Annotated in this window: 22 protein-coding genes and 1 other RNA gene; 13 read left to right on the top strand and 10 right to left on the bottom strand. The window is 35.4% G+C overall.

Annotated elements, in window-relative coordinates; all coding sequences use genetic code 11:
* Positions 1-251 precede the first annotated feature (251 nt).
* The 7 genes from KO527_RS18535 to KO527_RS18505 all read left to right on the top strand — a co-directional run bounded on the left by KO527_RS18535 (position 252) and on the right by KO527_RS18505 (position 6,061).
* Complete coding sequence (locus tag KO527_RS18535) at positions 252-1,175, top strand: hypothetical protein (RefSeq protein ID WP_216041750.1); 924 nt, start codon at positions 252-254, stop codon at positions 1,173-1,175.
* Between the two features lie 2 nt (positions 1,176-1,177).
* A complete protein-coding gene (locus tag KO527_RS18530; protein WP_216041749.1) occupies positions 1,178-1,759 on the top strand; it encodes a hypothetical protein in 582 nt (193 codons plus the stop codon).
* A 176-nt stretch (positions 1,760-1,935) separates the two neighbouring features.
* Complete coding sequence (locus KO527_RS18525; RefSeq protein WP_216041748.1) at positions 1,936-2,307, top strand: hypothetical protein; 372 nt, start codon at positions 1,936-1,938, stop codon at positions 2,305-2,307.
* Positions 2,308-2,554: 247 nt separating this feature from the next.
* On the top strand, positions 2,555-3,343 hold the full coding sequence (locus KO527_RS18520; protein WP_216041747.1) for a GGDEF domain-containing protein: 789 nt from the start codon (positions 2,555-2,557) through the stop codon (positions 3,341-3,343).
* 87 nt (positions 3,344-3,430) lie between these two features.
* Complete coding sequence (locus KO527_RS18515; RefSeq protein WP_216041746.1) at positions 3,431-4,432, top strand: transposase; 1,002 nt, start codon at positions 3,431-3,433, stop codon at positions 4,430-4,432.
* Between the two features lie 604 nt (positions 4,433-5,036).
* On the top strand, positions 5,037-5,471 hold the full coding sequence (locus KO527_RS18510) for an AHH domain-containing protein (RefSeq protein WP_252733873.1): 435 nt from the start codon (positions 5,037-5,039) through the stop codon (positions 5,469-5,471).
* Entirely contained in the window at positions 5,471-6,061 is a 591-nt protein-coding gene (locus tag KO527_RS18505) for a hypothetical protein (protein ID WP_216041745.1), read from the top strand. The genes KO527_RS18510 and KO527_RS18505 overlap by 1 nt, the downstream gene beginning before the upstream one ends.
* 200 nt (positions 6,062-6,261) lie before the next feature.
* Here the strand turns inward: KO527_RS18505 and ssrA are convergent.
* The 3 genes from ssrA to KO527_RS18490 all read right to left on the bottom strand — a co-directional run bounded on the left by ssrA (position 6,262) and on the right by KO527_RS18490 (position 8,340).
* Positions 6,262-6,617: a transfer-messenger RNA gene (gene ssrA / locus KO527_RS18500) on the bottom strand.
* A 231-nt stretch (positions 6,618-6,848) separates the two neighbouring features.
* Positions 6,849-7,262, bottom strand: a complete 414-nt coding sequence (locus tag KO527_RS18495) for a phosphate ABC transporter substrate-binding protein (protein ID WP_252733870.1) — start codon at positions 7,260-7,262, stop codon at positions 6,849-6,851.
* Between the two features lie 7 nt (positions 7,263-7,269).
* Positions 7,270-8,340: a porin gene (locus KO527_RS18490; protein ID WP_216041744.1), complete on the bottom strand. Its 1,071-nt coding sequence runs from the start codon at positions 8,338-8,340 to the stop codon at positions 7,270-7,272.
* A gap of 141 nt (positions 8,341-8,481) precedes the next feature.
* On the opposite strand from KO527_RS18490, the gene KO527_RS18485 reads away from it, so the two are divergent.
* Both KO527_RS18485 and KO527_RS18480 read left to right on the top strand, forming a co-directional pair.
* Complete coding sequence (locus tag KO527_RS18485; RefSeq protein WP_216041743.1) at positions 8,482-10,104, top strand: HAMP domain-containing methyl-accepting chemotaxis protein; 1,623 nt, start codon at positions 8,482-8,484, stop codon at positions 10,102-10,104.
* Between the two features lie 223 nt (positions 10,105-10,327).
* On the top strand, positions 10,328-11,959 hold the full coding sequence (locus tag KO527_RS18480; protein WP_216041742.1) for a FapA family protein: 1,632 nt from the start codon (positions 10,328-10,330) through the stop codon (positions 11,957-11,959).
* A gap of 45 nt (positions 11,960-12,004) precedes the next feature.
* On the opposite strand, the gene rnt is transcribed toward KO527_RS18480, so the two are convergent.
* The gene (gene rnt, locus KO527_RS18475; RefSeq protein ID WP_216041741.1) at positions 12,005-12,670 is read right to left on the bottom strand and encodes a ribonuclease T; all 666 of its coding nucleotides are present in this window, start codon (positions 12,668-12,670) and stop codon (positions 12,005-12,007) included.
* Between the two features lie 237 nt (positions 12,671-12,907).
* On the opposite strand from rnt, the gene KO527_RS18470 reads away from it, so the two are divergent.
* Positions 12,908-13,780 (top strand): OmpA family protein, encoded by an 873-nt coding sequence (locus KO527_RS18470; protein WP_216041926.1) that lies wholly within the window; start codon positions 12,908-12,910, stop codon positions 13,778-13,780.
* Positions 13,781-13,790: 10 nt separating this feature from the next.
* Here KO527_RS18470 and KO527_RS18465 read toward each other — a convergent pair whose 3' ends face one another.
* From KO527_RS18465 to mnmC, 3 genes are read right to left on the bottom strand one after another with little or no spacing between them, the layout of a single operon-like run.
* Positions 13,791-14,120 (bottom strand): hypothetical protein, encoded by a 330-nt coding sequence (locus KO527_RS18465; RefSeq protein WP_216041740.1) that lies wholly within the window; start codon positions 14,118-14,120, stop codon positions 13,791-13,793.
* A gap of 2 nt (positions 14,121-14,122) precedes the next feature.
* The gene (locus KO527_RS18460; protein ID WP_216041739.1) at positions 14,123-14,548 is read right to left on the bottom strand and encodes a CBS domain-containing protein; all 426 of its coding nucleotides are present in this window, start codon (positions 14,546-14,548) and stop codon (positions 14,123-14,125) included.
* A gap of 44 nt (positions 14,549-14,592) precedes the next feature.
* Positions 14,593-16,575: a bifunctional tRNA (5-methylaminomethyl-2-thiouridine)(34)-methyltransferase MnmD/FAD-dependent 5-carboxymethylaminomethyl-2-thiouridine(34) oxidoreductase MnmC gene (gene mnmC, locus KO527_RS18455; protein WP_216041738.1), complete on the bottom strand. Its 1,983-nt coding sequence runs from the start codon at positions 16,573-16,575 to the stop codon at positions 14,593-14,595.
* Between the two features lie 216 nt (positions 16,576-16,791).
* On the opposite strand from mnmC, the gene fabB reads away from it, so the two are divergent.
* The gene (gene fabB / locus KO527_RS18450) at positions 16,792-18,003 is read left to right on the top strand and encodes a beta-ketoacyl-ACP synthase I (RefSeq protein WP_216041737.1); all 1,212 of its coding nucleotides are present in this window, start codon (positions 16,792-16,794) and stop codon (positions 18,001-18,003) included.
* Between the two features lie 187 nt (positions 18,004-18,190).
* Here the strand turns inward: fabB and KO527_RS18445 are convergent, their stop codons facing one another.
* Both KO527_RS18445 and smpB read right to left on the bottom strand, forming a co-directional pair.
* The gene (locus KO527_RS18445) at positions 18,191-20,806 is read right to left on the bottom strand and encodes a TonB-dependent receptor (RefSeq protein ID WP_216041736.1); all 2,616 of its coding nucleotides are present in this window, start codon (positions 20,804-20,806) and stop codon (positions 18,191-18,193) included.
* 255 nt (positions 20,807-21,061) lie between these two features.
* A complete protein-coding gene (gene smpB / locus KO527_RS18440) occupies positions 21,062-21,544 on the bottom strand; it encodes an SsrA-binding protein SmpB (RefSeq protein ID WP_042149555.1) in 483 nt (160 codons plus the stop codon).
* A 158-nt stretch (positions 21,545-21,702) separates the two neighbouring features.
* On the opposite strand from smpB, the gene KO527_RS18435 reads away from it, so the two are divergent.
* On the top strand, positions 21,703-22,149 hold the full coding sequence (locus tag KO527_RS18435) for a type II toxin-antitoxin system RatA family toxin (RefSeq protein WP_216041735.1): 447 nt from the start codon (positions 21,703-21,705) through the stop codon (positions 22,147-22,149).
* Between the two features lie 22 nt (positions 22,150-22,171).
* Positions 22,172-22,492 (top strand): RnfH family protein, encoded by a 321-nt coding sequence (locus tag KO527_RS18430; RefSeq protein WP_216041734.1) that lies wholly within the window; start codon positions 22,172-22,174, stop codon positions 22,490-22,492.
* Between the two features lie 79 nt (positions 22,493-22,571).
* Here KO527_RS18430 and bamE read toward each other — a convergent pair whose 3' ends face one another.
* On the bottom strand, positions 22,572-22,919 hold the full coding sequence (gene bamE / locus KO527_RS18425; RefSeq protein WP_216041733.1) for an outer membrane protein assembly factor BamE: 348 nt from the start codon (positions 22,917-22,919) through the stop codon (positions 22,572-22,574).
* Positions 22,920-22,983: the final 64 nt, after the last annotated feature.

Below are 22,983 nucleotides of genomic sequence, written 5' to 3'. Positions count from 1 at the left end.
CTATATCTTTAATATTAAATAATGGATTTATTATACAATTATGGTTTTTGACGTTAAGTAAGAAGGTGTAAGCGCTTGTATCGGTTTGTATCACTAACGTAATGATGAACTTAGTATGATGTCATTTTTTGATTTATTGAGAACTTAAGTTTAATCGGTATTACACTATTCAAAACTAGCATTGAAAAATCGAACTGATTTTATTAGTATCTACTAAAGGAACGAATAATGCATTTTCAAAGGAATGACTAATGTCTGCATATGCCCGCCGTAAAATAAATAATCAGCAACGCCAACAACAAATTCAAGCCGCACTTAAAAATAATCAGCATACTCTTGTCCAAATGAATTCAGATGAGTTTTTTGATTTTATGTTTAATGTTCAACGACTCAAAGGCAAAAGCCAATCACAAATCATAGAGTGGGTTGATATTGCTTTGGAAAAGAAAAAAGTAGTTTCAAAAGAGTGGGAGCTATATAAATCGAATATCAAAACAGGTACTAGCTTTATTCCATTTGGAATGGATAGTTTGGTTTTAGGTGCTTTAGCTTTAGAGATGAAGCGAGGAGGCAATACTTTTGCTAAGTATCAAATCAAAACGTATAACGGAAAACCGAATGTTATATTTAAAGGTTATGCAGGCTTACGTAAAGATCTTACAGGCACTAAATATTTAGCCAATAACCCTAAAGTAGTTTCATTTGGTGTTGGTAAATTAGGTGCTGCTAACGCGATTAAAGGTGGATTTATTGCATCTGTAATTATTTCGGCAACGTTTCATTCCTTTGAGCAAATGCTGAATGATAAAGCTACTTGGCATGATTTTGTCGGAGGGGTATCTGTAGACATTGGTATTGCTGCTGTTTCATCTGGAATTGCTTGGGGGGCTGTTGCAACTTATGTGGGTGGAGCTGCTGCAATGGTTGCTATTGGTCCAATGTTAGCTGTAGTTGTTGTTGGTGCTGCATTAACTGTGTTAACTAACGCTTTTATAGATTCTGATGTGTTATCAAACCGAATATCAGAGAGTTTACGAGAAGCTGAACAAAGATTAAAAGATAATTTACTCAAAATAAAATATGAAGCCAAACGATTAGAAAACAGTTATGAGAAAGATCCTATTGGATTTATGTATCGTTTATTTGGAATTCCATATTTTGAGAGGCGTTTTTAGAGATGAATGCACAGACTGAAGCAAGTCATTTATCAAAAAAAAGGCAGGAGGTTTTTTTCATTGCGTTGCTTACGCTCATTATAATTGGCTATTTTTATACGCTATATGATGAAATAACGATGCTAAAAAGGGTTTATGAAGACACTGCTTTACTAAAGATCAGAACATCTGTAATTCCACTCATTATGATGATGCCTGCACTAGCGGTATTGATATGGGGGATTGGTTGTAGATTAGTTGATAAGGTGTCTGAACGAAGTCAAAAAAATGGATTGTTCATAATAATTGGGTGCTTTCCACTTTTCCTAATTGGATGGGCAATTTATAGTTGGCAAGTAATGAATTGGCTAGATGATAATGGGTATACGCAATGTTCTTCGTATTCTGGAGTAACAATGGGGGCGCCTAAAATAATGGTCAACAACCCTTCATTTTGTATTGAAGATGGTTATCAAGTCAGAATTGAACTATTAGATTGGTTTGAGGAACAATATTTACAAGGCGTCACACCTACAGTTGAAATGGTGTCAGACAAACAAGAGAAGTTACTTTCAAATTACAATGAACGGTTTGATTTACTGTAAACCATCAACTGAAAGGCAATAAGTAAATTGAATAAACCTGTCTTATTAATACAGTTTATCTTTCTCATTTTATGACTGTCAAAGCAGCTAAACAACGCAATAAAAGTCACGCTTATTTTTGTAAATCATGTCAGTATTATCATTAATAATAATTTTAACGGTAATACTGTAGTTCAATGAATAAACCTCCATTATTTGAGTTAATCTCAGCCCATATTATAAATAGCCTTTATTCAGGTTTTCCAATAAAAGAAACGTTTTCACTAATAAAAATAGCCAGATCATTAAAACCTGAATCAACAGATGAAATGGAGTTTATTAATACGGCCTGTGCCACGTTTAATTGGTTAAATGAAAACAGTTATATTGTGATTGGCTCGCAAGATTTAAATGATTATTACGATGTGAGTTTAAGTGAAGAATGTTTAGCTGCTTTGATTACAAGCAAACGTAGTGACGAACTGAGTATTACTGATAGCCTTTTAGGTGATGCAAGCCAAAAAGTAGATGCTATTGAAAGGTTAATACTGATTAAAGCAAGCGTTTAATGAGTTATTAATACTTTAGAACAATGACCAGCTTGACTGAAATAAAATTACATACTGTAATTGTTCGGTACATTTGTTCACACATGAATTGATGTATTTAAAATTATCTTAGGTAAAATTTCAAAGTCAAAAAAATGAGAATAAGTCTATCAAGTTACCTGAATGTAAAGGGCGTAGGAATGTTGAGATTACACGTTAGTCTTACCCATTTGATAAGTTAATCTCATAATGTGAATTGGATACTCTTATGTTTTATAAAAAGTCACCCTTTATTGTTTCAGCTATTTTATTTTTATGTATATTAATCTTGATCAATGTGTATCAATCATATGGGTTTGAGTCTATCGCTGATCTTTATTTAGAAAGCTGTACGCTTGTTCTGCTTATCTACATTTACTTAACTGTTTATCAAGCAATAAAGCCTTACATCTTTTTACAGCTGGGGGCTTACTCATTACTTTTTAATAAGACTTACGACTTATTGACTGAAATACCTTTTATTGAACAGGTTGTAGATAACTTTGAAACAATAGACACTATTTTAGATGATGGGTCGTTATTAATATCGTTTGTACTCGTTGCAATTGGTATCACGCGCATGACCCAGAAACTGCTAGATCAAACAACTCAAGATGAATTAACCGGGTTATACAATCGCAAAAAATTTACTGATATTCGATTAGATGTTTTTGAACTCATCTATTTTGATTTAAACGGTTTAAAAATAGTTAACGATACCAAAGGTCATGCAGTGGGAGACTTGATGATCATACGTTTTTCTCAAGTATTAAAACAAGCCTGTTTAAAAGATGAAATGGCATTTAGAGTCGGTGGCGACGAGTTTGTTGTTATAGTCGAGCCAGAGCGCGCCAATGAATACATTAACAAACTTTATGCGCTGCTAGAAAATGAAGCCGTTAACTTTTCGTATGGTATTGAACAAGCGACAAAGCATACTTTTGAAGATGCTTTAGTACGAGCTGATAAAGCAATGTACGCGATGAAGCAAAATCACTACAGACGTAAAACTAAATAAAAAAATCACAACGGTATCGTTGATATTTGAACATTGAGAAGTCTAGTCTAAAATTTAACTATTACTAAGTTGTTATTGGTGGTTATCATGGCCAGAGCTCGAGAGTCTTTAATTGATTTAAGCGCAACACCATATTATCACTGCATCAATCGGTGTATTCGTAGAAGCTTTTTATGTGGTGATGATGTTTATTCTGGCAATAACTTTGACCATAGACGAACTTGGCTAGTTGATAGAATTAAATTCCTTTCAACTGTGTTTTCAATCGATATTGCAGCTTATGCAATCATGTCTAATCATTACCATCTTGTTTTAAAAGTGAATAGAGAGGAAGCTTTAAATTTAACTAATGATGAAGTTATAGAGCGCTGGTATCAGCTGTACCATGGGTGTATTTTGGTGGACCGTTATAAATCGGGTGAAGAGCTTAATTCGGCATATATGTATAGAATTAATGAAATTATTGATGAGTGGCGAGCTCGGTTATATGACATTAGTTGGTTTATGCGCAACCTCAATGAATTTATAGCTAGAAAAGCCAACAGTGAAGATAATTGCACTGGTAAGTTTTGGGAGGGGCGATTTAAGTCTCAGGCGCTATTAGATGAGCCTGCAATTTTAAGTTGTATGATGTATGTTGATTTAAATCCGATTAGGGCAAAAATGGCAGATTCTCTGTTAGAAAGTGAGTTCACATCAATTCAAGAACGTAGAAAGCAATATCAGTCTTTTAAAAAGCAAACGTGTAAATTAAAAAAATCAAATAAGAAGCCTGAATTTACAGTATTACAGCAACCTAAATCATTATTAGAGCTTGGTTGTTCAATTGATAAAAATACAATTCCATTTACATTAATTGATTATTTAGCACTGGCAGATTTTAGTAGTCGCTTAATAGTGCCGAACAAAAGAGGGAGAGTTGTAAAAGAAAAGCCTAAAATTTTAGAGGTATTAAATATTGAGATTGAATCTTGGCTTAGTACTATTCAGCACTTTAGGCGACATTACGCTAATTTTGCAGGTTCAAAGTCATCACTAATGCAATATGCGCATAGCCATAATCATAGTTGGTACAAAGGGACAGCTTAAAATAAACATAAGCTTTATGGGGCTATGATCAGTGTTTTACTTATACTGTCACTTTTGTTGTCTCAGTTATCTCACTTTCTAAATGTTTAACCCTAGATTTTGTGTTCTGTATTAAAGAATGCGCATATTACCTATTTCCCTCGCTAAATAATCCATCTTTAGAATTAAATATCATTAATAAACCGAGAATAGTGAGCTGTTCATTAACTTTGACTATATCGTTTTATATTTAGTTTGATAAGTATTTCTGTAGTTGACTGAAATATCAATAAGATAGTTATTTCTGTCTTGTCTTGTCTCTTGTTCCATTTAAATAATTATTGTTAATCACTTTCAATACTTCCTTATTCAAATCATTTTTATTTATGATTCGTAAGCTTGTTTATCTCAATTTTAATCTCTATATTAGGAACGAAATTAAAAGGAGTTTTAAATGAGACAAGAAATACATGAGGTAACAGTCCAAGATATTGAGAATGATTTATTTTTAGTTACGGGTGATAGAGGCTTGGCAAAAGCTTAGGCCCAAGCATTTTCAATACATTATCGTGGTGAAATTATTGATTCTGTAAAATATCAGCGAGGCATTATATCTGCTGATGATTTGATTTATTCTCGCCACGTTCGTTGGCAACATATGAAAAAACATGCTGAAAAATTATCTGCTAACATGGATAAATCAGGGAGAGGAAAAAGACCTGTCAATGCAGCTGCTCATCACATAGTATCTTGGAATGATATGCGATCTGCTCGATCTCGCCTTAGGTTATCAGCGTTTGGTGTAGATATTGATCATGAAGCTAATGGAGTGTATTTACCTAGATTTCAAAAACATGTTCCAATGGATATTCTCCCAGATGCATATCCACATTCAAAAATTCACACTGGTAAATATTATCTTAATATTGAATTTTTATTAAATGAAACAATCGCAGATGGTTTGGGCCATAGAGGTATAATTGATATGCTAAAAGAAATTGGAGAAGAACTTGCTGATGGCTCTTTCCCAATAACCCAACTTTTATCTGAGGCCAACTAATGGAAGTGAAATTTTCTAAAGTATTTAGCGTTAGTGTAGAACCTGATGAGTTTTTATTATTAAATGAAACAGGCTTTGAGCAAACGATTCAGTTAACTGAAGGGCAGTTAATGCTGTTTGACGGTACTAGTATGAAAGATTGCTGGCGAACTCTTGGCGTTGATTGGTTAATTGAAGCCAGTTCTTCTCATTTAAATTTAACTAAACCTGACATTGCAGGATTAGGATCTTCTACTTTTGTTATATCACCTAAACTTTCCTCTTTATTCTTAAATAATTTCAGTAAGAATATCGAGCTTATCGATTGTAATTTAAACGGCGAGACTTGGTTTTTGTTTAATGTAGTTGGTTTTAATAAAGCGCTTAATGAAGATCAAACCATTAGAAATATAAAAAATGGAAAGCCAAGTAGAATAAGAAAGTTTAAAAAAATGGTATTCACAAAAAGTGCTATTGAAAATCCCGAATTATTTAGAGTACGCGAAGTTGGACTTCAGTACTTCACTACTGATTCGAAAAATAGTTTATATACTTTGGCTAAAGAACATGACATTAAAGGCTTATATTTTCATGAAGTGGAGGTAGTTTAATATGTCGCTTTATTTTAAGTGTGGATGTTTTGTGGATGTTACTAGTAGGTAAAAACAAAAAAGGCAGTTAAGATAAAATCCTATTATCAATGTTGATATATAAAAACATCTTTATGGACAATTATTGGACACTTTAGATTGTAGATACAAAAAAGGCAGCTAAGATTTAACTTAACTGCCTGATTTATAACACTATAAAGTGGTGGAGCTGGGGGGATTTGAACCCCCGTCCGGAAAGCGTCGACCCTCGGTACTACATGTTTAGTATCGTCTTTTAGTTAACCTTTAAGTCTCGGACGTACACGATAAGCAAAGGCGAGGCCGCTTAGTTTTAGCGCTTCAACCCCGGCCAGGGTTTCCATCGCGATCTCGATGTAGGGTGACACTTCAATTTCCAAGTCCATGAGAATACTTGGATGAAGCGCTAGCGGCCTAAGCTGCTAGAGAGTAAGAATCGTCGTTTGCGATTACTTTAAATGCGGCTTTTTTACGAGGCCAGCCGCACCTCGACATGCACCTAAGGCTTCTTGAATCCCGTCGAATCCTAATCAGCCCCTGAAATCTGTTTTAGTGAAAGAATATTAATTTCACTATTTCCTAACGTCGAAATAAACTTCAGTTTGTTTGACTATAGCTACTGGTATGTATGCTAATGCATTAAGTATACGCGAAGATTTTGGCATGGCACAAGTTTTAATTGTATTTGTGTATGTTGTTGGCTGATTTCTATGCAATTTGTAGAAAAAATACAAAGTTAAACCTACTAACTTTGTATTTTTGAGGTGAATTAGTAGTTTTGAACAACTTTCACACTGTCATCAACAGAACCAGCACTTACAAAACCAATCGCGTTTGGTTTTGAGGCCACATGTTTTAAAACAGCTGCATCATTGCTTAGTTCTTTGGGAGGTGTGCCTTTACCAGTAAAGACTAATTTAGACCAATATGCTTTTAATTGGCTAGATGATTTTTTAAGAGCTTTTTTATTAAACTCTTTTGTCACATCTGAACTTGCGTTTTGACTAACTGGGCCAACCTTACTGCCATCAGAAAAAGATTTACTCTTTCCTGTAAATATTTTAGTTACAGCTGTGGCGTCAATGGCGCTGCCATTTGAAGGGTGAACAATTACCGCGACATCGGCTAAGGTTGATGTACTGAATAAAAATAGAGTTATCGCTAATGTATATGTTTTCATCATGACTCTCCTAAAATACAACATCTATACCAAAAGTGATTGATTCACTATCACCCGCTACGGCTAAATCAAAAGCATTATCTTCTACATCATCATATTGTAGTTTGAATGCTGCTGATGAGTGAAAATCCCAGCGTATACCAATTGATTTGGTATTATGGTTTTCCCCATCTAATGCGTCTTCTTCAAACTCTGCATATGAAATAAAAGGGGTAAAAGAATCAAAGCGATAACCTAAGGTGATCATAGCTGTATCTAAATTACCGCCTAAATCAAGTCGGTTTAGCTCGGTTAAAATAAATAGGTCTCCAAAATCAGCATTTACGGCTAAGCCATAAAACTTACCATCTCTCTCCGATTTTCCATCCCATAGTACTTGCTCACCACCACGAAACCTTTCGTTGGTGTATTGCATATGTGTTGCTCTGATCTCTAACCAGTCATTACTAACTTGAATTACACCGCCTAAAATATCTTTCCAAATTTCTCGTGTAGTTTCACTGAAGAAGAATTCAGATAACAGTTTGTTATTTGTATCGTCTTCTCTACCACCATATATATTCCCGCTTATTGACCAATCACCAATAGAGCCGTTATATAAAGCATTTATTCCGTTATAGTTGAATATTTGCCATGTGTAGTTATCTGCGGGGGCACGCATCCAAACGTAGGCGTAACCTACATCAAAAAAATCGGAGTAATAAAATAATGGTAGCCTTTTTTTACCTGCTTGAATGGTCCAACTATCATTAAGCTCATAAGATATATAAGCCCATTCAAATTTAGCATCATAATCATTGGCTCCCCGCGCAACTATTTGCGCCGTTGCAGACAAACCTTCAGACAGGTCTCCTGTAAACTGTAAACCAAAAAGAGATTCCGGTTTCATAGAGAAGTCTTCGGTGTATGCACTGACTATGGGGTAGTCAGCTAAAAAAGTGGGTTCAATACCATAATGTGGTACACCCGTACCGCTTAAAACTTTACCTCCGTTAACACTGGCAAAACCTGAAATATTTATTTCTGCTTGCAAGGGCAATGAGAGGCTTGCTATTACTGCTACTGCTAGTTGAGTTTTCATAATTTATCCCTGATTTAGATAAACGAACAAAATAAATTGTAGCTCAATTTAAAAAAAACTAGATAAATTCTTAAAATAGATAACAATTAAAGGAGATTTATTAAGTAAATAAATAACTTTAGTTGTTTTTGGAGCGAGTTAATGTCGAATGGTTTTTCGTTTAGTGATTTAAGTATTACCAAAAAAATACATGCAATTACGAGTATATCGGTTGTGGTATTTTTAGTCTCGGCAATTATTAATTACTCAGCTATGGTTGATAATAAACAGGCCTTAGATGAGCTGCAAACTACTTCATATAAAGTCGTTCAGCTTGCTACTTCCAATAAATTTTTACTTGAAAAACTGGATGATTTATATACCCAAGCAGTAACTTTTGGCGATGGTGAACTAGTTGATAAGGCTGATATAACCAAAGCTGAAATTTTTGAGCATTTAAAAGAATTAAAGGCGCTTGATAAAAGTTATCAAGGGGGCTCAGAGATTCAGCAATTAAATGAATATGCTGAAATTTCATCAAAAATAGCTAAAGGTATGATTGATGGCACGGCTGATTTTTCTAAAATACAAGATGATGCTAAAAATAAATCAGCTAAATATGATATTTTGCTGAAGAGTTTTAAATCGATTCAAAATAAGGCTGATTCACGATTTATAGAATTAGTGCAAAGTACTCAAAAACGTTCTGACGAAGCCTTATTTTTAATGCTTTCAATCAGTATTGTTATGTTGATAGGTTTAATTGTATTAGCTATTTTTATTGCTAAAAAAATTGGGGTTTCGGCTAAAAGTGCCGCAAATGGCTTAGAGTTGCTGGCAAGTGGTGGTGGTAATTTAAGTTCAAAATTAACGGTGTGTTCTAAAGATGAAATAGGCCAAGTAGCGATTCACTTTAATTCATTTATTGGCGTTTTAAAGGGGTCTGTATTAGAAATAATGGCCGTTGTTGAGCCTTTGATGGAAAACTCCACACGATTAGTTCAAGGTATGGAAAAAGCTGAAACCGCAACAACACAGCAATCAAGTGATGCAGAAATCGTACGTCAATCTATGGAGGAGATGAAGCAGAGTGTCGGTGATATTTCGGGTTCTGCAGCTAATGCGGCAGATGCAGCGCAAGTTGCTGAAAAAGAGGTTGAGCAAAGTTTACAGCAAATTAATGTATCAATGAAAATGTCTCAAGCTTTAAGTGAAGAAATTCAAAACGCCTCGTCTACCATAGATCAACTTGCAAGTGATACACAAAATGTCACTCAAATATTAAATGTTATCACTTCTATTGCAGAGCAAACTAATTTACTTGCTTTAAATGCAGCAATTGAAGCCGCAAGGGCAGGTGAGCAAGGTCGAGGGTTTGCTGTTGTTGCTGATGAAGTAAGAGAACTCGCATCTAGAACGGCTAAATCAACTAATGAAATTAGAGAATTATTAACTGTGTTAACGGGCGCTGCTAATGAATCTGTTGGTGCAATGAATTCAGCTAGAGATATGGCCAGAGATAATGCAAGTTCTGCACAAGAAACTGGTATTTCAATAGAAAAGATTTCAGAGCAAATTTTATCTATAAATGGTATGAATGCACAAATAGCAGCAGCAACTGAGGAGCAAACATCTGTTGCTGCCATGGTGGTTGATAATGTATCAAACATGCATAATTCATTTGAAGATACCCAAGAGTCTTTGCAAACTATTAGGGAAGTAGCTAAAAACTTACATTATCTATCAGATAATTTATTAGATGCGACTTCTAAGTTCGAAGTGTAATAATACTGAATCCAATAAATAGTTAATTATAATCATATTAACTATTATATTTTCAATTACTCCTATTTGTTTTTGTTATGTAAAGCAATACGGTAAATGTATGATTTTTGCATTTATTTTGTATTGAATTATTTATAATCATTACTTTTATCGACAAAACTTAACTTTTTATTCTAGTTATGCTCAAATGACTAAAACCTTGAATTATGGAAGTAGGTTATAAATGTCGTTGTTTTCGTTAAATAAAGAAACTAAGCAAGTTCAATTAGTTCAGCACCCATCTGATTCAGGGTATCCTGCTTCGGCAGAGCAGCTAGTAGAGCTAATTGAATCATCTGAATTTGCTGAGTTTGAAATCGATTTAGCAACGATCCGCTCACTTTATTCTAATTCTACCACCATAAAAGCACCTCCTTATTTTATTGCTAAAGCAATAAATGCCACAATTTCAATTAAAGTTGATGATACAAACATGACTGCAGAGGCAACGTTAACTACCGCAAAAGGTGGTGAGATTGCAAATGTTGAAGTCATGCAACTCGCTTTAGAAGAAGCAGGTGTTAAAAATGGAGCCAGCAATAAAGCTATTGAGAATTTTTTAGGACGTCAATTTGAAACACAAGCTGGCGAAGTTTTTAGTTGTATTGTAGCTCATGGTAAAAGGGCTAAAAACGGCACAGATACTCGTTTTGTAAGATTATGCTCTACTGCACAAGACCGTGTTTTAAGTCCGCAAACTAAAGAAGATGGCAAGGTTGATATGCGAGATTTAGGCGCACTTATTACAGTTAATCCTGGCACACCATTAATGCAACGAGTGCCGCCGACTAACGGAGAAGATGGTTTTACTGTTTTTGGCGATATAATTCCTTCAGTACCAGGTAAAGATTTTCCATTACAAGTCATGGATGGCACGGCTTTAGATAAGAATAATTCGAACATATTAATAGCTGACGCAGTAGGTGTACCAGTAGCTGTACCTAGAGGTATGCGTGTTGATGATGTTGTGTGTTACAACAATGTTGATGTAACAACTGGGCACATTGAATTTGATGGTAGTGTGATTGTATCTGGCGATGTGAAAGATGGTATGAAAATCAAAGCCAGTGGTGATATTACCATAACGGGTTTTGTGGAATCTGCAGAGATACAATCTGAATCTGCAGTGACTATTATAAATGGTGTTATCGGAAGAAAAAGAGAAGAAGGGTGCGATTTTACATGTTCAGTGAAAGCTAATGGTACTGTATCGATTGGCTATGCGCAATATAGCAAGTTGAGTTCAGAACAAGATTTAATGATAGATAAACAGGCTTTGCACTGTGAATTATCGGCTAGGCGATTAATTAGAGTCGGAAAGGGTGATAAGCCGCGAGGTAAAATTATAGGCGGTCAGGTAATTGATGCTTTACGAGTCGAAACTGGTGAGCTAGGAGCGCCATCTGGCACTAAAACTAAAATTTATTTAGCGCAGTATTGGCATGAACTCAGAGAGAAATTAAACCACCTTGCAAGTGTCGAAAAAACGCTTAACTCCAAATCAAACGCCTTAAAACAAGCTCGTAAAAAAGCTGAGAAAATACCTGGTGCAGAGCAAAAAAAAGCATATCAAACTAAAATTAAAGCCAGTGAAGATATGGTATTAACTAAATTGAAACGTGTTTATAAAAATAGAGATTTACTACGTAGAAAACTGAATATGTTATTGCAAACCAGCCGTTTAACAATAAATGAATTGATGCACCCTGGTGTTGAACTTCATATTGCAAAAGATAACAAGCAATTCTCTAGAATTTACCCACCAAACTTATTAAAAGTAACTGAAGGTAAAATTACCCAAACGTTTAAATCTTAGTACTGCAAAATGACAGAGGCTTAGATAGAACTAAACCTCATATGTTTATTGATCTTCGTTAGTGTCGCTTTCGTCTTCAATATCAACCAGCGGCCACCCACCTAAAGCTTGCCATTTATTAACTATAAAACAAAATAGTTCAGCAGTACGTTCAGTATCATATAAAGCGCTATGAGCTTGGCTATTGTCAAAATCAATTTTTGCTGCAGCACAGGCTTTTGCTAACACTGTTTGACCTAATGCTAAGCCTGATAACGTTGTAGTATCAAAGCTGACAAATGGATGAAATGGTGTGCGTTTAATATTGCAGCGTTCAATCGCTGAATTTAAAAAACCATGATCAAATGCTGCATTGTGGGCTACAATTACAGAACGTTGACAGCCTGCTGCTTTTTGCGCTTTTCTAACTGCTTTGCAAATTTCTTTTATGGCTTCAGACTCAGGTACTGCGCCACGTAAAGCACTAAATGGTTTTATGCCATTAAAGTCAATTGCTGCCTGTTCTATATTGGCGCCTTCAAATGGTTCAACGTGAAAATGCAATGTATGATCAAGTGAAATAACACCATTGTCATCCATTTTTAAAATACTTGCAGCAACTTCTAATAAAGCATCTGTTTTATTGTTAAACCCAGCTGTTTCAACATCAATTACAACAGGGAAATAACCTCGAAAGCGTTTAGAAAATAGTGTTTGTTCGTTTGAAGACATTATAAGTTTTTTTAGAGAATGAGTGGCCGCATTATACCCAAACAGATAATAAAAATCTTACTAAGTTAATTAAAGTTTCATTTTTTTAAATTGAGGCCGATAAATTGCATAGTATCTTAATTATTTAAAGATGATTTTTTTAAATCTATCATTTTGATTTGCGATTTATAGCATCATAAAAAAACCTTTTTTTTATAGTGCTTTGTTTTAATTGGAGTTGTATTAGTGTTTAGTCGCATTGCTTTATTATTTTATTCAAGTTTACTCAGCTGTGCTGCTTTTAGCTCTGACGCTAATGCGGGTATACGGCAATACTCTGCCAATGCAGATGACTCTATTTGGCAGTTAGAAAAAACAACACGTTTATCTTGCAAGCTCAATCATGACATTCCCTCATATGGCCAAGCGCAGTTTATGAGTTCAGCAAGTAAGTCTAAACCGATGTCTTTTATTCTTGATATGTTGGTTCAACCTGAAGGATATGATGTTGCGGCTGTAAAATCAGTACCGCCTATGTGGATGCCCGGAGTACCATCAAAAGATTTGGCTAATTTAAAGCTTTTAAAACAATTTGATGGCGAACTTGATAGCCAAGTTTCTTGGCTAATGCTGACAGAGCTGGAAAAAGGCTTTACGCCCACCTTATATTATCAAGACTGGAATAATCAACATGATAAAGTTTTAGTTGGTTTATTGGCGGTTAATTTTAAAAAAGAATATCTAAAATTTTTAAAGTGTCGGGATGAGCTTTTACCTTATAGCTTTGAAGATATTGCTTTTACAGTTATGAATTATGAACCTAATACAGGTGAATTAACAAAAGCCTCTAAAGTGCGTTTACATAAAATTGGTGAATACCTTAAAAATGACCCAAGCATTGAATCGGTTTTAATTTCGGCCTATACAGATAGTTATGGTGGGCGTTATCTTAATGAAACTTGGTCTAAAAAGCGTGCAACAGCAATTAAAACTTATATGACTGAATTAGGTGTTGAAGCTGCTCGGGTAAAAGTTGAAGGCTTTGGTGAAAAGCGTCATATCTCTTCAAATAAAACAATATTAGGAAGAGATACAAATAGACGTGTTGTCATTCAAATAGCAAAGCCATAATTTAGATACTTTAAAGGGCTGTGATCATCACGCTGATCTCAGTCCATTGAGTTTGTTGATAAATACTTATTTTAACTTGGTTATCATCAATTTGATAAAAGTAAGTATATCGTCCAATATCTTCAATGGTTTTATCAGGCGAGCCTAATTGATTATGGTAAAACGTAATAACATCAGTATCTGACATTTTCACAAAACCATTTAAGATCATCGGAAATTCATCATCTAGCTTCATTCTAATATCAGTATCATCAGGTAAAGGCACTGCTGACAGATTAGCAAAGCTGAAAAAGCTGATAAAACAAGATAAAAATATGAGTGATTGACAGGCTTTTAACATGATTATATTCCTTTATCTAATAAAGTTAATGATAGCTTAACAAAGTCAGATGAGGTCACTATTCCTTGTAATAAATTGTCTTTGTCTACGATAGGTAAACAACCATGGCGGTTGGCTAAAAAAAACTCTGCCGCATCAACTAAAGGCATATCAGGATTTGCAAACACCACGTTTTTGTCTATTAAATCAGATACACTCACCGATTTCTCTCTTCTTTCTAATGAAGAAGAACCATAGTTATCTAATAAATACATTACCTTAGCGATAATAGTCTTTTGTGTTACCACGCCTATAAATTCATTGTTTTGTGAAATTGGCACATGACGGATCTGTGACTCTTTCATGAGTTTATGCACTTCATACATACTGTTTTCTATATCTAGTTGAAATACAGAAGTTGTCATAATATCGGCAATTACTTTGTTCATAAAATCTCCTTATTAATTAACTATAAACAATCATTTATTGTTTTTCATACTTTATTTCGTTTTAAATCTCTGACGATAAATCTCGCTGGATGAAGGGCTTGATTCATGGCCAAATCTATTGGTAAAGGTTCGTTAAATAGCTCACTGCATAATAACTCTGCACTTAATGGTGCGCTGCATAAACCTCTGGCACCTAAACCTGTGAAAATATAAAGACCTGGGGTTGAAGTTTGGTAAGGTAAATAACCATATTTACTGCCATGGCGAAGTGTGGCAAAACTTGTTTGGTAATTATCTATATCGGTAACTTGGCCAACTAATGGCATATGATCAAAGCTAGTACAGCGGATCGCAGCCTTTGCACTAGTGATATTATTTAAACCTGATGAAAATTCACAGTCGCCATAAAAATCAGTCACTTGTTTTAGGTTTATATTATTATCATCATCGCTTATATGTGTTTCTTTACTGTTTTTAGTAAAAGTTGCGCCTATGCAATGATGATCTAAGTATTGTGGTGTTAAGTAGCCTTTATGGCATAAAACCGTCGCCAATTTAGCTGATTTAGCGGTTGCTTTAACATGACTTACTTGCCCTCTTACCGGGTGTAAATCAAGTGATTTAGTTTGTTCAAATGTATCACTGTGCTCACCTGCTGCAATAATGACTTGGGAATAAGGACCATACTCATTTTTACCATCAAATAAATACCATGCATTGTCTTTTTGATAGTACTTTTCAATTTTAGTATTGGTATGTAACTTAAATGCTTTATTTGACTGGCTGTAAGCTAGCATCGCTTCTACTAATTTTGGTGGGTTTATCCAGCCCCCATGTTTTATAAACAGCCCTGAGTAGGGTGTATCTACATTTGCTATGGCTGATGCTTGCTCTGGTGAAACAAAGTTTATTAATTCACTGGGCCAGTTATTTTGATCTATCAGTGATTTTTGTCTTTTTTGTTTTTCTGCATTGATGCCATGTAGCAATACACCACACCATTGATATGGAAATTCATAGCCTTTAGCTAGTACTTCATCAAAACAACGTCTAGCATAAAAAAAACTATGAGCATAAAACTGACTTTCACGGCTAAAGTTAGCTTGAAGGTGAGGGTATAAAGCACCTTGGTGATTATGTGATGCACCCATAGCGACTTTTTCATCTTTACAAAACACTTCAAACTCAGTGTTACGCTTACTTAACGATAAGGCTAAGCTTGATGTTGCAATGCCACCGCCTATGATGGCTATTTTATTTATATCAACATTATCTCTTGGGTAATATTTAGGTTCGCTAAACTTATCATTAGCGTTATTAAGTTGGCCGCTGATCATTTCTCTTTTTCGGCCAAAACCTTTATGTTTTTTTACTTCAAATCCGGCTTCAATTAATCCTCTTCTTACAAAGCCTGATGCGGTGAAGGTCGCAAAAGTACAATTGTGTCGCCCTAAATTTGCCATGCCATTAAAAAGTGACTGCTGCCACATATCTGGATTTTTACTAGGGGCAAAACCATCTAAATACCAAGCATCAATAATGCCTTTTTCTTGGAAGCATATTTGCGGCAAAGTATCTTGAATATCGCCAAACCATAAATCTAATACAATGCTGCCATTGGAAAATTCTAATCTATGACAGCCCTGCATTGCCACAGGGTATAAATCAACTAACTGCTCTGCGTAGGGTTTTAAACTCGGCCATGCAGCCAAAGATTGTGCTAAATCAGATTTTTTGATTGGATATTTTTCAAAAGAAATAAAATGTAGCTTTTTTACGGTTTTATTTTCACTGTTTTCAAATTGCTGCCAGGTATTTAAAAAGTTTAAACCTGTACCAAAACCCGTTTCAGCGATAGCAAAGTGATTTTGGTCGTGATTGCAAAATCGTTCAATAATGCGGTTTTTTTCAACAAATACAAAGCTAGATTCTGCCAAACCATCATCGGTAGAAAAATAAATATCGTCAAACTTATCTGCAACGGGTGTACCCGATTGATTGAAATATATGTGTGCGTTTTCGATCATAATCAACTAATTGCCATCTTTTTGCGTCATTTTAAGGGTTTTTATTGTAAATTCACTGATTTAATTCATAAAATAGCATAATTAAAATGATATAAATTGAACATTTATTTAATGTAATTGTCAGTTATATCAAGAAAATCAGCAAAGCTGACCAGTTCAGCTTAATTTTTCAGTAAAATAGCCAGCAATTAAGTTTGTAAAATTAGGGGAACCCCCATGAAAAGAGCCGTAATTACGGGGATCGGTATTGTATCTAGTATCGGTAACGACAAGAAAGAAGTTCTAGAATCACTTAAAACTGGTCGTTCTGGTATTAAACATAACGCAGAGTTTGCTGAATATAAACTTCGTAGCCAAGTTAGTGGTCATATTGATATTGATACTAAGGCACATGTAGATCGTAAAGCTTTTCGCTTTATGGGTGATGCTGCAGCGTATTCATACATCGCAATGGCTGAAGCTGTATCTGATTCAGGTTTAACTGAAGATCAAATCTCTCATCCTCGTACTGGTTTAGTTGTCGGTTCTGGTGGTGGTTCATCTAAGTATCAAGTAGAAGCTGCTGATATCTTACGTGAAAAAGGCGTTAAACGTGTTGGTCCTTACATGGTACCTCGTACTATGGCCAGTACTGCATCAGCATGTTTAGCAACACCATTTAAAATTAAAGGTGTTAACTATTCAATTAGTTCTGCATGTGCAACTTCTGCACATTGTATTGGTAATGCGGTAGAGCAAATTCAATTAGGCAAACAAGATGTTGTTTTTGCTGGTGGTGGTGAAGAACTTCACTGGACACTTGCAATGGAATTTGACGCTATGGGTGCATTATCTACTAAATATAATGAGACACCTGAACTTGCTTCTCGTACATATGATGCAAACCGCGATGGTTTTGTTATCTCTGGCGGTGGCGGTATTGTTGTTGTTGAAGAATTAGAGCACGCTTTAGCGCGTGGCGCGCATATCTACGCTGAAGTTGTCGGTTATGGTGCAACTTCTGATGGTTACGATATGGTAGCACCATCAGGCGAAGGCGCTGTACGTTGTATGCAACAAGCGATGGAAACTGTAGACGGTGAGATTGATTACTTAAATACACACGGTACTTCAACACCTGTTGGCGATGTTAAAGAGCTAGGTGCGATTCAAGAAGTATTTGGTGGCAAATCTCCTGCTATCAGTGCAACTAAAGCGATGACTGGTCATGCATTAGGTGCGGCTGGTGTTCACGAAGCAATTTTCTCATTATTAATGTTAGAAAATAACTTTGTTGCGCCTTCAATTAATGTTGATGAATTAGATGAGCAAGCTAAAGGTTTAGATATCGTTACTGAAAAACGTGACGTAGAACTCAATACTGTTATGTCTAACAGCTTTGGTTTTGGCGGTACTAACGCAACTTTAGTAATGCAAAAATACAAATAAACCTGCTCCGCCTATATGGATGTAGGTACTTAGGTTCTGTCTGGAACTAAGAACCTGCGCAGTTTTATTAGGGCCACTTTGTGGCACTAAATAAAAAACCAGAATAATTACTTATTCTGGTTTTTTTGTGTCTAAATTTTGTGATGAAAAAGCAGTGAATTAACACTACTTTATACAGTGATTTTATTTAAAAAGTATATGTTCCTTTTAAATAAATAAAGCGACCTTGTGCAGAATGAGTCTGTTGGTCGTAGCCCATAAATGTCGTTGTAACAAATGAAGGTTCTTCATTGAGCAAGTTGTTAACACCAAATGTAAGTTTAGTATTGGTAATACCATAATAACTCGCATTAGCATCGATAGTCATCATAGAGTCAACAATACCCGTGGCGCCAGCATCTTTGTCTTGTTTATATTCACTAATGTAATTAACTCTCATTGAAGCTGCAAGGTCATTCATCGTCCAGTCTGTGCTACCTGTCCAACGGAATTCAGGATGTTGATATTCACCCGCTAAATTATCAACTTCACCTAAACTTGAAATTTCATCAAACTCGTTAACCCAAGTGATATTTGCACCAAATTTAAACTCACCAGTATCAGTCGTATTTAACTTATAGTTTATATCTAAATCGATACCATCAGTTTGTTGACCACCTAAATTACGATAAGTATCATAAATTTCAACAATCTCACCAGGAATTGCAGTTGATGAGTTTTGACGTTTAACATAGGCCGGATCTGTACCGTGGTTATCCAATACAAATTTAGGGTCTAAAGTTACAAGGTTAGTTTGATCATAACTCCAGTAATCAATAGAGAAGTTTAGTTCATCATTAATAGACCAAATCAACCCTAAGTTATAAGACTCTGACTCTTCAGCTTTTAAATCTGAATTACCTGTGTAAATAACCGTTCTTTCAATTGGATTACAGTCATTTTCGTTACCTGTCAGTGGGCAACGTATTGGATCTACAAGGTTTGGTGATTGTTGCGCTTCACCTAAACCAAGCTGCACTAGAGATGGTGCTCTAAATGCTTCACCCCAACTACCTCTCAATGTTACATCTTCATTTGCAGCCCAACGGAAAGCCACTTTAGGACTGGTGTTAGTACCAAAATCAGAATAATCTTCATATCTTAAAGCTAGTTGAAGTTCTAGGTTTTCAATAACAGGTACTGCAAATTCAACAAATAAAGATGTTTGGTCGCGAGAACCTTCAGAAGCTGTCGCTTCAGTTCCAAAAATGTCACCGTTTAAAAACATTTGATCGGGTAAATCACTCATACTTTCTTCACGATATTCAGCACCAACCGCCATAGCGACTGTACCTGCACTTACATCAAATAAATCACCTGACATTTTAGCATCATAGCTTTTTGTTGTTGATTTACCGTTTCGAGTAGTGTTTACCATAATGCCATCAATAACGGATTGTGGCTGTGTTGTATTTAATGGATTAAAGCTGCCATCTTCAATTGCTTCTTGGATGCGAGAGGTTTGTACAAAACCATTTTGGCCATATTCTTGATTAGAGTTATGAGAAAAAGTATATCCCATTTCCCAGTCCCATTCGTTATCACCAATGTTAGCAACACCGTTGAAGCCTAAAACAATACGAGAGTTATTCGAAACAGCTTCTTTTTGACGACCACCTGTCTCAGTTAAACGGCGGCGCATGGTGATATCTTCACCAGGGAACATTTCTTGTAACCATGATCCTTGTAAGCTTGGGTTATCAGCAAGCATATAAAATTCATTAAAACTAGGGCTTGCAGCTCCTTTTACGGTAGAACTATTACGCTGATAAGATGCTTCAGCAAAAAAAGTAATATCATCACTAACTTGTGTTTCATGCAAAACAACGATACCAGCACGTTCTGTAGCTGGTACTGAACTCATATGTGGTGCGTAATCATAGCGACACAAAGTGCCTTTTGTTAATTCTGCAGGGCAATTGATATCAGGAGTACGGGTGTATTCATCTGATTTACTTGTTATTGAACCATCAGCGCCTATGGTTGCAGGTATATAAGAACCTGGATTACCAGACGATGAACGTTGATCTGCGCCGCCTTTTGATGATTGGTCGGCGGATTTAGAGTAATCTCGATCAGCAAACATAGTTTCATCACGTTTAAAATAATCCATTATCACAGTGGTATGGCCTTTTTCATCGCCATTACCCCACATTAATGAAAATGAATTTTCTTTACCTCCATCTTCTGTTGTATCAGCAATGCTTCCTGAAAGTTCAAGTCCTGTAAAATCCTTTTTAAGTATAATATTAACAACGCCTGCAATCGCATCAGAGCCATAAGTTGCAGATGCCCCATCTTTTAAAATATCAATTCTTTTAATTGCACTGACAGGAATTGAATTGATATCTACAAAGGCTGTGCCGATATTTTTAGCAAAAGCAGAAACACTAATTCTTCTACCGTTAAGTAAAACTAAAGTAGAATCAGCGCCTAAACCTCTTAAAGAGATAGCTGAACCTCCATTTGAGGTATCATCTGCATCATTACCTTGAGTTGAAAATGTTCCTTGGCCTGCAACGGATAGCTTGGAAAGTAGCTCTGAAACATCTTGTGCACCTGAATTGGCAATATCAGCTTCGTTTATCGCTAAAACGGGAGAAGGTCCTTCCATATCATTTCTTTTAATATGTGAACCTGTTATTTCTATTCGTTCAATTTTCTCTTCGTCATTAGCTGCAATTGCGCTGCTTGATAATGTAATACCTGTGGCGGCCATTGCATATAATACGGCGTTGAGTTTGCGCTGTGTTGTTTTGTTCATCCTGAAATCCTTGTTGTCATACTTTGTTATATTATTTTATTTTTCTTTGGTACAAGTATTATTTAATAAAACTTGTAGCTTATTGATAACACATGATTAACAAGGAAACAATTACTTGACTTTTAAGCTGGAGGATTTTAGTAAACTAAGGTATACATTTTGTTTGTTTTTAATACGATTAGTGCGTTTTTTGGATTATTAAAACGAAAAAACGCACCAAATGGTGCGTCTAATACTAATGTCTAAGAAGGGAGCCTATCTAGCATCGTGCTTCATTGTGCGTTCTTTTTCACGCGCCCAATCTTTATCTTTATCATCACTGCGTTTATCGTGAAGGTTTTTACCCTTAGCCAAATGAAATTCTAATTTCACCCAGCACTTTTTCCAATACATTGCAGTTGCAACTAAAGTAAAGCCACCTCGATCAACAGAGCCTGCGAGTCTATCGAGCTCTTTTCTTTTAAGTAATAATTTACGGTACCTTAAAGGATCGCAAATTACATGGCTTGAAGCGCTGATCAAAGGCTGTATTAAACTGCCTAATAAATATGCTTCGCCATCTTTAATGTGAATATAAGTATCAGCGATGTTTACTTTTCCCGCTCGGATACTCTTAACTTCCCAGCCTTGAAGTTCAAGGCCAGCTTCTATTTTGTCGAACAGTTTATACTCATGTCTCGCTCGTTTATTAAGCGCTATGGTATTGCTGTTTGATTTAGGGGATTTTTTCTTTGCCATAATCTGGCTCATTATACGCAAAATCTTATGATTTACATCCGTTTTTTACGCTTAACTTGAAATCAGGTTTTTAATTTGAAAAAGTGATGACATATATTGCAGATAATATGAGAAAACCTTGCTAAAATCTGTCGCTGTGTTTTTTACCGTGAGATGTCATGCCTGAAATAAAAAAAAGTGCGTTAGTGATGTATAGCGCAGCAGAAATGTTTACTTTGGTTAATGATGTGGCTAACTATCGTGAATTTTTACCGCATTGTTCTGATGCTAAAGTGATTTCAAATTCAGATGGGAAAATGACTGCCTCTGTTGAGATATCAAAAGGCGGTTTAAAAAAATGGTTTACGACAGAGAATACTTTAGTCACCGATAAAGAAATTAATATGATTTTAGTTGATGGCCCTTTCAAAAAGCTAGAAGGCGGTTGGCTATTTACTGAGTTAGATGAAGCAGCCTGTAAAGTTGAATTAAAACTGAGCTTTGAGTTCTCAAGCCGATTAGTTGAAATGGCATTTGGCCGTGTATTTAATGAAGTGGCTAATAATATGTTAGGTGCTTTCACTGATCGTGCTAAACATGTATATGGTGCCAGAGGTTTTAGTTAGGTTGAGCGTGGAGTAACATTGAATGAAACAAGTTGAAGTTGTATTTGCATTACCTGATAGAGCAACCTGTTTAATGGTTGAAATTGATGATGACACAACAGTAGAGCAAGCCATTATAAAGTCAGGAATTTATGATAAATGCCCTGAAATAGATCCCGCTAAGCTAAAAGTTGGTGTGTGGAATCGCACTTGTAAGTTAAATACCACACTGAAAGATGGCGATCGTATCGAAATTTATAGGCCTTTAATTGCTGACCCTAAAGATGCGCGTCGACGTAGGGCTGAAAAAGCCAAGGATGAAGGTAGAGCCGATAAAATAACAGGCGGCAGAGCTAGAGGTTAATACTGTTTAAGTATTAAAAAAGCCCCTTATGATGAAAATCATAAGGGGCTTTTTATTCAATTAAATAGGTTAGCTAAATCTATTTTTCTAAAGGTGTACTGAATGTTTCTGGTAATTCAAAGTCACCTGAAATTGTTTTTAATACATCATTTTCAAAATGAACAACAAGAGATTTCTTCTGCTCATTTTTACGATTGTAATTAAACAAGTAAACATAATGCCAAGCTGTATCATCAAACGCATCTGTTGCAATTGGCTGACCTAAAACATATATGACTTGCTCTTTTGTCATCTCTATACGTAATTTATTTACGTCTTTTTGTTCTAAAAAATTACCTTGCGGGATATTCATACGGTAAACCCAGCTAGAACAACCGCTAACTAGAGTAAGAAGTAATGTCACTGAAATTATTTTAAACCACTGCATTTTAATTATGTATATCCTATTTTTAACGGTTTTGAGCATAATATCAGATATACTACCTTGTGCC

Origin of the sequence: Pseudoalteromonas sp. C2R02 (assembly GCF_018860845.1) — a bacterium.
Classification (GTDB): domain Bacteria; phylum Pseudomonadota; class Gammaproteobacteria; order Enterobacterales; family Alteromonadaceae; genus Pseudoalteromonas.
Note: the sequence above shows the minus strand (reverse complement) of the source record. Positions and strands in the feature narration are given on the sequence as shown.

Excerpts from the sequence above, each read along its gene's own strand:
- KO527_RS18535 (WP_216041750.1), top strand. The coding sequence starts at position 252 with ATGTCTGCATATGCCCGCCGTAAAATAAATAATCAGCAACGCCAACAA.
- KO527_RS18530 (WP_216041749.1), top strand. The coding sequence starts at position 1,178 with ATGAATGCACAGACTGAAGCAAGTCATTTATCAAAAAAAAGGCAGGAG.
- KO527_RS18525 (WP_216041748.1), top strand. The coding sequence starts at position 1,936 with ATGAATAAACCTCCATTATTTGAGTTAATCTCAGCCCATATTATAAAT.
- KO527_RS18520 (WP_216041747.1), top strand. The coding sequence starts at position 2,555 with ATGTTTTATAAAAAGTCACCCTTTATTGTTTCAGCTATTTTATTTTTA.
- KO527_RS18515 (WP_216041746.1), top strand. The coding sequence starts at position 3,431 with ATGGCCAGAGCTCGAGAGTCTTTAATTGATTTAAGCGCAACACCATAT.
- KO527_RS18505 (WP_216041745.1), top strand. The coding sequence starts at position 5,471 with ATGGAAGTGAAATTTTCTAAAGTATTTAGCGTTAGTGTAGAACCTGAT.
- KO527_RS18495 (WP_252733870.1), bottom strand. The coding sequence starts at position 7,262 with ATGATGAAAACATATACATTAGCGATAACTCTATTTTTATTCAGTACA.
- KO527_RS18490 (WP_216041744.1), bottom strand. The coding sequence starts at position 8,340 with ATGAAAACTCAACTAGCAGTAGCAGTAATAGCAAGCCTCTCATTGCCC.
- KO527_RS18485 (WP_216041743.1), top strand. The coding sequence starts at position 8,482 with ATGTCGAATGGTTTTTCGTTTAGTGATTTAAGTATTACCAAAAAAATA.
- KO527_RS18480 (WP_216041742.1), top strand. The coding sequence starts at position 10,328 with ATGTCGTTGTTTTCGTTAAATAAAGAAACTAAGCAAGTTCAATTAGTT.
- rnt (WP_216041741.1), bottom strand. The coding sequence starts at position 12,670 with ATGTCTTCAAACGAACAAACACTATTTTCTAAACGCTTTCGAGGTTAT.
- KO527_RS18465 (WP_216041740.1), bottom strand. The coding sequence starts at position 14,120 with ATGTTAAAAGCCTGTCAATCACTCATATTTTTATCTTGTTTTATCAGC.
- KO527_RS18460 (WP_216041739.1), bottom strand. The coding sequence starts at position 14,548 with ATGAACAAAGTAATTGCCGATATTATGACAACTTCTGTATTTCAACTA.
- mnmC (WP_216041738.1), bottom strand. The coding sequence starts at position 16,575 with ATGATCGAAAACGCACACATATATTTCAATCAATCGGGTACACCCGTT.
- fabB (WP_216041737.1), top strand. The coding sequence starts at position 16,792 with ATGAAAAGAGCCGTAATTACGGGGATCGGTATTGTATCTAGTATCGGT.
- KO527_RS18445 (WP_216041736.1), bottom strand. The coding sequence starts at position 20,806 with ATGAACAAAACAACACAGCGCAAACTCAACGCCGTATTATATGCAATG.
- smpB (WP_042149555.1), bottom strand. The coding sequence starts at position 21,544 with ATGGCAAAGAAAAAATCCCCTAAATCAAACAGCAATACCATAGCGCTT.
- KO527_RS18435 (WP_216041735.1), top strand. The coding sequence starts at position 21,703 with ATGCCTGAAATAAAAAAAAGTGCGTTAGTGATGTATAGCGCAGCAGAA.
- KO527_RS18430 (WP_216041734.1), top strand. The coding sequence starts at position 22,172 with ATGAAACAAGTTGAAGTTGTATTTGCATTACCTGATAGAGCAACCTGT.
- bamE (WP_216041733.1), bottom strand. The coding sequence starts at position 22,919 with ATGCAGTGGTTTAAAATAATTTCAGTGACATTACTTCTTACTCTAGTT.